This is a genomic window from Rhizobium sp. AN6A (assembly GCF_900215635.1).
GTDB classification, from domain to species: domain Bacteria; phylum Pseudomonadota; class Alphaproteobacteria; order Rhizobiales; family Rhizobiaceae; genus Agrobacterium; species Agrobacterium tumefaciens.
Genome location: NZ_OCNC01000002.1, coordinates 559,934 through 571,117 on the forward strand (window position 1 = coordinate 559,934; position 11,184 = coordinate 571,117).

At 59.0% G+C, this 11,184-nt stretch carries 9 protein-coding genes; all 9 read left to right on the forward strand.

Annotation, left to right across the window (positions count from 1 at the left end):
• The first annotated feature begins 37 nt into the window (after positions 1-37).
• The 9 genes from CRO62_RS03880 (at position 38) to CRO62_RS27560 (ending at position 10,987) form a co-directional block, all read left to right on the forward strand.
• A complete protein-coding gene (locus CRO62_RS03880) occupies positions 38-5,230 on the forward strand; it encodes a non-ribosomal peptide synthetase (RefSeq protein ID WP_323455452.1) in 5,193 nt (1,730 codons plus the stop codon).
• Between the two features lie 199 nt (positions 5,231-5,429).
• The gene (locus CRO62_RS27535) at positions 5,430-5,756 is read left to right on the forward strand and encodes an AMP-binding protein (RefSeq protein WP_323455453.1); all 327 of its coding nucleotides are present in this window, start codon (positions 5,430-5,432) and stop codon (positions 5,754-5,756) included.
• A 129-nt stretch (positions 5,757-5,885) separates the two neighbouring features.
• On the forward strand, positions 5,886-6,548 hold the full coding sequence (locus tag CRO62_RS27540) for a hypothetical protein (RefSeq protein ID WP_323455454.1): 663 nt from the start codon (positions 5,886-5,888) through the stop codon (positions 6,546-6,548).
• Positions 6,466-7,641 carry a condensation domain-containing protein gene (locus CRO62_RS27545; RefSeq protein WP_323455455.1) on the forward strand — a complete coding sequence of 392 codons (1,176 nt, stop codon included), beginning with the start codon at positions 6,466-6,468 and terminating at the stop codon, positions 7,639-7,641. Before CRO62_RS27540 ends, CRO62_RS27545 begins: the two co-directional genes overlap by 83 nt.
• 20 nt (positions 7,642-7,661) lie before the next feature.
• The gene (locus CRO62_RS03885) at positions 7,662-8,780 is read left to right on the forward strand and encodes a condensation domain-containing protein (RefSeq protein ID WP_323455456.1); all 1,119 of its coding nucleotides are present in this window, start codon (positions 7,662-7,664) and stop codon (positions 8,778-8,780) included.
• A complete protein-coding gene (locus tag CRO62_RS27550; protein ID WP_323455457.1) occupies positions 8,758-9,309 on the forward strand; it encodes a phosphopantetheine-binding protein in 552 nt (183 codons plus the stop codon). Before CRO62_RS03885 ends, CRO62_RS27550 begins: the two co-directional genes overlap by 23 nt.
• A gap of 14 nt (positions 9,310-9,323) precedes the next feature.
• Positions 9,324-10,076 carry a thioesterase II family protein gene (locus CRO62_RS03890; protein ID WP_323455458.1) on the forward strand — a complete coding sequence of 251 codons (753 nt, stop codon included), beginning with the start codon at positions 9,324-9,326 and terminating at the stop codon, positions 10,074-10,076.
• Between the two features lie 105 nt (positions 10,077-10,181).
• Positions 10,182-10,472 carry a hypothetical protein gene (locus CRO62_RS27555; protein ID WP_323455459.1) on the forward strand — a complete coding sequence of 97 codons (291 nt, stop codon included), beginning with the start codon at positions 10,182-10,184 and terminating at the stop codon, positions 10,470-10,472.
• Positions 10,469-10,987, forward strand: coding sequence for a (2Fe-2S)-binding protein (locus CRO62_RS27560; protein ID WP_323455460.1), 519 nt, complete (start codon positions 10,469-10,471; stop codon positions 10,985-10,987). Before CRO62_RS27555 ends, CRO62_RS27560 begins: the two co-directional genes overlap by 4 nt.
• Positions 10,988-11,184: the final 197 nt, after the last annotated feature.

Here is an 11,184-nt window from a genome sequence, read left to right on the forward strand (position 1 = left end):
CAGCAGGCATCCGAAAAAAAGAACTTCCGCCTGAGCCATGCCCAGGAACGTGTCTGGTTCGTCGAGCAGATGCAGCCCGGCACAGGCGTATATTCGATACCCGTCGCCATCAGGCTGGAAGGGCCCGCTCGACCGCGACAGGTTGAAGACCTGCTTCGATATGGTGGTGCAGCGCCACGAAAGCCTGCGGACGGTTTTCGAAGTTCGGGACGGAGAGCCGTTCCAGGTCATCGCTTCGCAACCAACGACAGACTTCAGTTTTCACGAACTGGGCAATGACGAGCACGCACGCGACGCCGCCATAAGCCGCTTTGCGCGGGAACCGTTCGATCTCTCGCAAGGTCCGCTGTTTCGCGTCGGCCTGTTCTCCGTCTCACCTGGCGAGCATATTCTCGTCATGGTGATCCATCACATCATTTCCGACTACGCCTCGTTGCAGATCCTGACCGATGAGGTCTACAGGCTCTATAGCGCAGCCGGCTCTCCATCCACCGGCCAGCTGCCGGCACTCGATATCCAATATCGCGACTATGCCGAATGGCAGCGTAACGGCACTGTGGAGCTTTCAGGCCAGGTCGATTACTGGCGCGAACAGCTGCGTAACGCACCGCTGCTGCTTCAACTTCCGTTCGATTTCGCCCGGCCGGTGACGCAGGCGTTTCGTGGAGCCCGGCACAAATTCCACCTCGGGCCGGACCTCTCCGCTACCATCAAGGATCTAGCGAAAAGCCGGAAACTGACAACATTCATGGTGCTGCTGGCGGCCTATCAGATTCTGCTCGCCCGCCTTTCGAGATCGGACGACATCTGCATCGGCACGACGGCATCGAACCGGAACAGGGCGCAGACCCGCAACCTCATCGGGCTGTTCGTCAACAATCTCGTCATGCGGACGCGCCTGCAATCGAATGACACTTTCGATACGCTGCTCGAACGGGTTCGGGATACGACGCTCGCGGCGCTGTCCAATCAGGATGTGCCCTTTGAGCAGGTGGTGGATGCGCTGAATGTCGAGCGCGACATCGGCCATAACGCCCTGTTCCAGTCAACTTTCGTGCTTCACAATGCGTCTGGTGCAACATTCGACCTCGGCGATATCAAGGTCACGCCGATAGCACTCGATTCAGGCGCCTCGCGTTTCGATCTCAGCCTCGACATGCACCAGGGACGGGGAAATGAAGGTTTCAGTGGCGTTTTCGAGTTTAACACGGACCTCTTCCTGCTTGAAACGGTGGCACGCTTCTCCGGCTATTTCCTAAGACTGCTTGGCGGGCTCGTATCGAACCCCGGCGGCCGCATCGCCGAAATCGACCTGCTGGGCGAGACTGAGCATGCGGCCATAGCGGCTGCGAACCGGACAAACGTCGCCGTTCCTTCGACAGATGTCGCGTCGCTGCTGGAAGAGACGGCAAAGGCGCGCGGCTCGTTTGCGGCTGTGCGTTGCGGCGACCGTCAATATTCGCACGGAGATCTGAACGATGCCGCCAACCGCGTCGCATCCGGTTTGAGTGATCGCACCGGCAAAGGCAAATCTCATCCCCGCATCGCCATCTGCCTGCCGCGTTCCCAAAACCTCGTCATCGCCATCCTCGCAGTGCTGAAGCTCGGTGGCCATTATGTGCCTCTAGACCCCGGGCACCCGGCGGAACGACGCGCACTCATTCTCGAGGACTGCAAGCCTGACATCATTCTCGTCAGCGAGGCTGACGATGATGCTATGAAAGCAGCATATCCATGCGATTGCATGGCGATTGAACCTCTGCTGCGTGCAACTGGCTCCTTCGGCAATCCGCATCGCGAGACGCTGCCTGACGATCTGGCCTACATCATCTACACGTCAGGTTCGACAGGCAGGCCGAAAGGCGTGCCGATCCGGCAGAAAAGCCTGGTCAATCTTCTGGGCAGCATGGCGAGCCGGCCGGGCATGTCCGCTGGAGACCGGTTCCTCGCCGTCACCACACCGGCCTTTGATATCGCCACCCTGGAGCTGCTGATGCCGCTTATGGTCGGCGGCCTGCTGATTATCGCCGAAGCCGATGATGTCTATGACGACATGGCGCTTTCGGAGCTTATCCGGAACCACGGCGCGACGATGATGCAGGCGACCCCCGCGACATGGCGGCTGATTGCCGATGCCGACTGGAAGGCTCCGGCGGGTTTCAGGATGCTTTGCGGCGGCGAGGCGCTGGAGCCGGGCCTTGCCCGCCGGCTGCTGGCGACCGGCGGCGAATTGTGGAACCTCTACGGCCCGACCGAAACGACGATCTGGTCCACCTGCACACGCATATGCGCCGAACATCTGGAGCTTCCTGCCCTGCCGATCGGTGAGCCAATCGCCAATACGCAGCTTCATTTGCTCGATGACGCGCTGATGCCGGTGCCGGCAGGCGTTATAGGAGAACTGTATATCGGCGGCGAAGGTCTCAGTCCTGGCTATTTCAACCGCGAAGATCTGACTTCGCGCGCATTCGTCGAGGGACCAGCCGCAGGTTTGCACGGTGGACCTGAAACATCGAGACTCTATCGGACAGGTGACCTGATGCGGCGTTCCGCCGCCGGGCATTTTCTTTATGTCGGCCGCGCCGATTTTCAGGTCAAGCTCCGCGGTTTCCGCATCGAACTCAGCGAGATCGAGGCGATCCTCGCCTCGCAGCTATCCATCGAACAGGCCGTGGTTACCCTTTGGCAGGATGAAGAAGGCTCGGGCACCCTCGTTGCCTATTGCCGCCCCGGGACAGGCCGGGTGGACGAGGAAGTGATCCGCGCAGCGCTCGCTTCACAGCTTCCCTCCTACATGCTTCCTGCCGCCTATGTCTGGATCGATAGTTTTCCATTAAACGCGAATGGCAAGATCGATCGCAAGCGGCTTGAGCGACCGAAACAGATAGTCTCGTCAGCCGCCTATGCCGCCCCACGCGAAGGCACCGAGCAGATGGTAGCGGCCATATGGTGTGAATTGCTCAGCGCCGAAAAGATCGGCCGTGACGACAATTTCTTCACGGTTGGCGGCCATTCCCTGCTGGCGACGCGGATGCTCGCGCGTTTACGGACATCATTTACCGTCGACCTGCCGCTGCGCACCATTTTTGAGAAACCGAGGCTTGCAGAATTTGCCGGTACTGTCGATGCGCTGATGGCCATGACAGGACGCCGGCCGGAGGCGGCTTCTTCCGGACTGGCAAAACGGAACCATACCGGCCGAACGCCACTGTCGTATGCACAGAACAGACAATGGGCGCTTGCGCAGCTGGAACCGGACAGCCCGCTCTATAACATCCCGTTTGCCTTGAAGATCAGGGGAGCGCTCGATTTCGAAATCCTCTCGCATGCGCTGGAACTGATGGCGCAAAGACAGGATATGCTGCGCAGCCGGTTCGTTTCGGTCGATGGCAAGCCCTTTGTCGAGACCGACCCGGAGATGACGTTCCGCATCGTGCCGGAAGAGATCGGCGACCGGGAACTCGAGGCTGCTCTACTCGATTGCGCGCGCCGGCCATTCGATCTTGCCGTTGCGCCACTCCTGCGCATTCACGCCTTCCGCAACGGCCCGCAGGACCATGTCCTACTTTTCATATTGCACCACATCATCGGTGACGCCCTTTCAGCGGAAATTCTGCTGAACGACGTTGCAACGTTTTACGCATCCCTCTTGAAGAACGCGGCGCCGCCAAACGGGGCGCTGCCCCTGCAATATGCGGATTTTGCAGTCTGGCAGCGGGAGCAGGACACGACGAATGAGGTCGATTACTGGCGAAGGACGCTTGCCGGCGCTCCGCCACTGCTGGAATTGCCTACCGATTTTGTACGGCCCGCCATACAGGGCTTCTCCGGCGATAGCATCCGGTTCTCGCTTGACGCGGTTTTACTCGCAAAATTGCGGAAACTCTGCGACCAGCAAGGCGCTACCCTTTTCATGGGAATGCTGACGGCGTTCTCGACGCTGCTCCAGCGCGCCAGCGGCATGCGTGATATCGTCATCGGAACGCCTGTCTCCGAGCGTTTCCACCCCGATCTGGAAAACGTCATCGGGATGTTTGCCAATACGCTGGCGATCCGATTGCAGACGCAGGGAGGTGAGAGCTTCAACGAAGCACTGAAGGCAACCCGCAACACGGCATTAAGCGCTTTCGCCAACCAGGCCGCGCCGTTTGAGAAAGTGGTCGATGCGCTCTCGCTCCCCCGGACATGGAGCCATAACCCGCTGTTCCAGGCCATGCTCGTCTCGACCGTCGAAACCCGGCGCGAAGCCATTTCGCTTGCCGGCATGGAGTGGGAACGACTGGCACTTCCCGATACGTCGTCGCGTGTGGACCTGACATTGTTCATCCATGAAACGGCGGAAGAACTTTCGTGCCGTCTGGAATATCGCAGCGATCTTTTCCGCCGCACAACCATGGAATCGCTGAGTGAGGCGCTGGTCGTCCTGCTTGAAAAGATTATCGAACATCCTGATGTGCCACTCGAAAGGCTGTCCCTGCTATCGGGTAGCCAGCAGAAAAGGCTCCGGCAATGGAACGAGACAGGAGCAGTATTTCAGCCGCAGTGGCGCTGCCTGCACGACTTCGTGAAAGCGAGTGCCGAAGCCAATCCGCAGGCGATAGCCGTTACCGATCAGGACAAGAACCTGTCCTATGCCGAACTTGACCGGAGAGCCGACCGGCTCGCAAGCGGGCTCGCCGCAGCCGGCATAAGCAGGGGAAAACGGGTCGGCATCCGCCTTGAAAGAAGCGTAGAGCTGGTGGTCGCCATATTGGCCGTTCTTCGCACCGGTGCGGCCTATGTGCCGCTGGATCCGCGTTACCCTGCCGACCGAATAGAATTCATCGCCGTGGACGCCGATCTGGCGCTCATTCTGGTCTCGACAGAGGATGATATTTCGACTGTTGCACAGAATTTCCGATGCATGACGCCGGGCATGTTGGAAAACCTGGCAGGCGGGGCCGTGCCAACGCGGGCGACGTCGGAATCCGATCTTGCCTATATCATCTACACATCAGGTTCGACCGGCAGGCCGAAGGGCGTGGCCATCGAGCATCGAAGCGCCGTTGCTTTCGTGCAATGGTGCCTGCACAGCTTCACCGGCGATCAGCTGTCCGGCGTGCTCGCCTCCACCTCGATCTGCTTTGATCTTTCGATCTTCGAAATATTTGCGACGCTTGCGGCTGGCGGACGCATCTTCATGGTGGACGATCTCTTCGCCTTCCCGAGCGCACCGTTTCAGGCGACGTGACGCTGGTGAACACCGTTCCGACACCGATGTCCGAATTGCTCAAACTTGGCCCCCTGCCCGAGAGCGTGAAAACCGTTTGCCTGGCGGGAGAACCGCTTCCGCGCGAACTTGTCGCGCGGATTTACGCCAACGACCATGTCGAAAGCCTCTATAACCTGTACGGCCCCTCGGAAGACACGACCTACTCGACGGTGCGCCAGTGCCTAAATCGGGAGAATGGTTCGGGATTGGAGTTCCGATTGCCAATACCCGCGCCTACGTGCTCGACGGCGAGATGAACGAGGTGCCGGTTGGAATTCCCGGCGAATTGTTCCTGTCCGGCAGCGGGGCTGGCGCGTGGCTACTGGAACCGGCCCGGCCAGACGGCCGAGCGCTTTCTGCCAATCCTTTTGCGGATTGCAACGAACACCGCGTCCTGTATCAGACCGGCGATATCGTGCGTAGACGTGATGACGGTGGCCTCGATTACATGGGGCGCGGCGACCGACAGCTGAAGCTCAACGGTTTTCGTATCGAAACCGGGTGAAATTGAGGCCGTATTGCTGCAGCAGGAAGGGGTGCACGAGGCCGTTGCCGGGCTCTGGCGCGACGCCTCCAATCATCCGCGCCTGGCAATGTGGGTCGCCGGTGACCCTGCAACTCGAAATCGCCAAACTTGTCGCAATTCTCCGGCAACGTCTGCCCGAGCATTTCATTCCCGTGCTTGCGACCAGGCTCGATGCACTTCCACGCCTGCCGAACGGTAAGCTGGACCGATCTGCGCTGCCGGATTCCCGCAGCCTTTGGCGAACGCGCCACTGAAACCGCAAGTCCGCTCAATGACCAGGAAGACGTGCTGGCGCAGATATGGCAAGGTTTGCTCGGTTGCGGAGACATCCGGCGAAACGACAATTTCTTCTCGCTCGCGGCGATTCCATTCTTGCATCCAACTGGTTTCGCAGGCCCGCCAGAAGGGCTTGAAGATGACCCCGCGCGACGTTTTCCTGCATCCCAAGCTCGCATCGCTCGCGGAAGCGACGCGCGTGGAAAGCACTGCGCGGCCGGAAACGGTGATGGCGATGATCAAGCTACGCTTGGGGCGATACAAACGCTGGCTGCTGGATCAGGAACTGCCGATCTTGCCCATTGGAACCAGGGATTGATCCTGAAACCCACTCGACCTCTCGATCCCGACAGGCTTGAAAAGGCGATTTTCAGGGTCCTCGACCAGCATCGTTCCACTGCGCGCCAGATTTTTGCGCCAAAATGGGCAATGGCAACAGAAATTCGCCCCTCTTTCGGCGATGCCGCCGATGCAGCGACTGGCCGCCGCGGATGAGAACGACGTCACCGATTTTGCCAGCAAGCTTCATGCCGGTTTCGATCTTGGAGCCGGGCCTCTTTTCGGCACGATTTTCGCAACATTACCCGATGGTTCCGGACGCCTCATCCTTGCGGCCCACCACCTTATCGTCGATGGAGTGTCCTGGCGAATGATCGTCGCGGATATTGAGCGGCATTATCTGGAAACTGGCACCATTCGCTCCGGCGCGTCGCGGGCGGGCAGCTGGAAACAGCCGGCTTTCGCGGTCGGTGCTTTTCGACGGAGAGGAGGCATATTGGCGCGGCATATGCGAGGAAGACGTGCAGGCCGCTGCCACTCGAACAACGAGAGTGGGAGCAATACTCAATCGGGTGCGGTGACGTACCGGCAGACGATTGACGCCGAAACAACAAGCAACTGCTTAGGGATGTGCCGGAATGCTTCAGCATCGCCTCGAACGAAGTTCTGGTCGCAGCCCTTTATCTGGCGCTGCGGCAATGGAGCGGAAAGCCACGTCTGCGCCTTGAAATGGAAACCACGGCAGACCCGCACCTGTTCGAGGATATCGACGTTTCCCGAAACGGTGGGCTGGCTGACCGGCTTTATCCCCGTGTTGTTCGATACGCCCGACGAGGCAACACCGGACCGCCTGCTTCTCGACGTCAAGGACACGTTGCGGCGAATTCCCAACAACGGCGTCGGTTTCGGCGTTCTGAAATATCTTCGCAACAAAGGTGAGCGTTTGGACTACGGCAAACCACAGGTCCGCTTCAACTATCTCGGCCAGATGGATGCCATGTTCGCAGCAGATAGCCTGTTGCGCCGTCAGGCATCACATCCGTCCGATGTACGCCCAGACAATCCGCGCGATGCGATCCTCGAGATCAATGCCATGGTGGTGCGCGGCGAATTGCAATTGCAATGGGTATATGGCGCGCAATTGCATTCCGAAGACACCATCAGGACGCTGGCCGGCCATTTTCGGGACAATCTTGAAACGCTGATCCAGCACTGCCTGAACGGTTCAGGTGCGGGTTTCAGCCCTTCTGATTTCCCGCTGATGGATCTCGGCCAGGACGAACTCGACAATCTGCTAAAGAGCTTGTGACACAATGGACAATCGCCCCCTTGAAAGCAGCCGCCGTCGGCTATCGAAAACATCTATCCGCTGTCACCCATGCAGGAAGGATTGCTGTTCCACTCCATCGCCACGCCCGACGAAGGCGTCTACGTGCCGCAGATCGTCCTGCAACTGAGGGGGCCGTCGATCCGCAGATCATGCATGATTGCTGGAGCGAGATGGTGTCGCGCCATGCGGTTCTGCGCACTACCTTTCACTGGGAAGAAAGGGACGAACCCTTTCAGGTCGTCCACCAGCGATGCCGGCCTTGCCTGTCGCAACTGGATTGGTCAGGAATCGACGCAGAAGAGCGGCAAAGACGCCTCGGTGCGCTTTGTCCCGCCAACCGGAGGCAGGCTTTCGATCTGAAGATTGCGCCGCTGATCCGCCTGCAATGGATCGACTATGGTGGGGAAAATTCGCGTCTCGTGCTTCAGTACCACCATATCATTCTTGACGGATGGTCGGCGGGCCGCATCGTCGAAGACGCCTTCCGGGCCTATCAGAGACGGTGCGGTTCATTACGTCTGCCACTGCCCGCACCACGGCCCTATGTGGAGTATATTGCCTGGCTGAAAAGCAGGAAACGTGAGGCGACGCGTGCGTTCTGGACGGACTACACGGCGAAGATCGAGGTCCCGGGCAGGATGACCCGCGACGCACCGGAGGGCGAGGCCGATTTCTCAAGTCATCACTTCACCTGCGATCCCGCAGTTTCCACGCAGGCGGCAAAACTGTGCAGGGACATGGGGATTACCCCCAATACCCTGCTGCAGGCCGCGCTTGCCATCGCCATCGCCCGCAAGACCGGCAGCAGACACGTCGTCTTCGGCGCGACGACAGCCGGGCGACCTCCCGAACTCCAGGGTGTGGAAAACATGGTCGGCCTGTTCATCAACACGCTGCCGGTCTGCATCGACGTTGAAAACGGCCCTCTTGCCCCGTGGTTGCAGACATTGCAGAAACGCCAGTCCGCCTGTGCGGAACACGACTATCTTCCGCTACGCGAGATACAGGCCGGGCGGGGCGATCTTTTCGACTGCCTGCTGGTCTTTGAAAATTATCCCGTGCGCGCGAGATATATCGACAGAGGCGACATTCGCCGTGACCGGCGTCGAGGTCGATGAATGGACCCACTACCCCTTCACCCTGTTTGCCGCTGCCGACGCCACGAAGATTGCGATTTCCGCCCGATACGACAGGCGCTGCATTTCCGCGCAGGAGGTAGAGGCATTCCTGAATGAGCTGGGCGCGACAATCGGCGAGATGGCCGGCGGCACTCCAACGGTTCCGCACGTATCCGATACGGACGCAAAGCCGGTCGATATCGACAAGCCTGCGCTGCCTTCGGCGGAAACAAACAATGATCAGCCCCTTTCCGCTACCGTCTGGACAGAAACGGAAGAAAGGATTGCCCGGATATGGGCAGAGGTTCTGAAAGTTGAGGCCGAGTGCAATAGCGATAATTTCTTCAACCTCGGTGGCCATTCGCTTCTGGCTGCCCGGGTCGTCAACCGGGTGCGGCGAGAATTTGCGATCAATTTTCCCGTAAAAGTCCTGTTCGACCGTCCGGTCCTTGCGGCATTTGCAGCATTCATCGACGCGCTGAAAGCAGCCGCCGCACCCGTGGGCGAACACAATGCGATTGAAATATGATACAAGGACACACAATGACAGTTCGTCCCAGGTTGATCTGCCTCCCGCCAGCCGGCGCCGGCCCAAGCCTGTTCCGGTCTTGGGTTCATTCTGAGAGCGTCTTTGACGTCACCCCAGTCGCCCTGCCGGGTCGCGAAGCGCATTTCACCAAGCCGCTGCCGCGTGATATCCAGAGCCTTGCCCAACATGTGGGACACGAAGTCTCCGGGCTGCTTCAAGCTCCCTATGCCCTGTTCGGTTATTCCATGGGCGCTGTGGTGGCCTATGAGCTGCTGCGGCACATCTCCATTCGGGGCCTGCCGCTCCCGGACGCGCTCTATATTCTTGGCTCGAACGCACCCGACCGTGTTCTTGAAGGACGTAAGCCCATTCACGTCATGTCGAGCGAGGATTTTCATCAGTCGCTGGTCGAAATCGGCGGTACGCCGGATGAGATATTACGCGACAAGGAGGCGATGGCGCTGTTCGAACCCGTTCTGCGCAACGATTTTCGTATTTGCGAGACTTATGAATTTACGCCTCCGCATGTCCCTGTTACGCTTCCGGTACATGTATTCGTGGCCGACGCCGACCATCTGGTCAGCTGGAATGCGGCGCGTGCGTGGGAAAGCTGTATCGGTCAGGATGTCATCATGCATCGGATCGAAGGTCGCACATGCTTGCTCCGCAAGCTTTTGCGCACTTCATCGGCAAACTGGGCCAGCTGTGGAAAACCGATACGATGCAGGCAGGGCTGTTTCAGCGAAAGAGGCATGAGCCTGATTTGAGATGCGAATCTGACGGATGCGACGGACAATGAGACATCACGAAACCGCCGGAATCCCCGAAGCCAGCGATATTCTGACGGAAGCAACCGCTCTCCAGCAATCAATGTGGCCGAAGTGCCGTGCAGCACCGGTGCAATGCTTCCCGGCTGGACAACTGCTGCCGAGCTGTTTTCCAGCCCCTCGGAACTGCAGGAATTTCTGGATTATGAGGGGTCGTTCGATCCCGGCGTCGACCTCAAAAGTCGCGCCGCATTTCTGATGAGCGACTATTGCTACATCTTCTTCATGGCCACCGTTCCGTTGTTGGTTGCCGTGGCGTTGTGCCTGATATGTCGCCTGATACCTTTTCGCTGCAGTTCTATACCCACCATGGCGAGCATGACGGAGAACCAATGACGGTGCGGCGGGCCCGCGTCAGGCTGTTGTCACCGCAGATCTTTGCGGATCGGGATGACGGGCCGCATTCGACGGTCACGACCACGCAGGCCTGTGCGAGCATTTCAGGATGGGCGTCGAGCAACATTTCCGTCCGCTGGTGGAAGCATTGGCAAAAAGGACCGGTTTTTTCGAAAAATGCGCAATGGCGGCTGGTGGGAGACGCCATCGCCGGCAGATTTCTCGACGTCGGAAGACGGTTCGGCTGTCTCGCCGATGCGATGTCGACGGCAATGGCGATAATCAAGGTACAGGGATCGCCTCTGAACAACCGCCAGCTGGGGTATTTTGACCTGACCCTGCACGACAGCGCATTGAAGGAACCATTCACCTACACGTTTCGCGCGCGTGGCGGATGCTGCCGGTACTATACCGTCAAGGGTGCGGAAAAGTGCCCGACCTGCGTGTTGAAGTCGAGCGATGAACGGGACGCCTGCCTGCTACAGGAAATGCGCACCCATTTCTGCCTGACGTAGAATTATTATTTTTCATAAATTTATTTCGACTTGAGAGTCCCATACTCCCTCCCCTGTTCGTCTTCAGCATGAGTGGGCGGATATTGCCCCTTTTTGTCTGAATAGCTTATCGAGCGCGCGGGAGCGGGGGCTTCAATGGAATGCAAGGGAATTAACGCCAGAACGGCTCCAACCGGTCTGGCTGGATGGGTGGCGAT

Excerpts from the sequence above, each read along its gene's own strand:
- CRO62_RS03890 (WP_323455458.1), top strand. The coding sequence starts at position 9,324 with ATGACAGTTCGTCCCAGGTTGATCTGCCTCCCGCCAGCCGGCGCCGGC.
- CRO62_RS03880 (WP_323455452.1), top strand. The coding sequence starts at position 38 with ATGCCCAGGAACGTGTCTGGTTCGTCGAGCAGATGCAGCCCGGCACAG.
- CRO62_RS27560 (WP_323455460.1), top strand. The coding sequence starts at position 10,469 with ATGACGGTGCGGCGGGCCCGCGTCAGGCTGTTGTCACCGCAGATCTTT.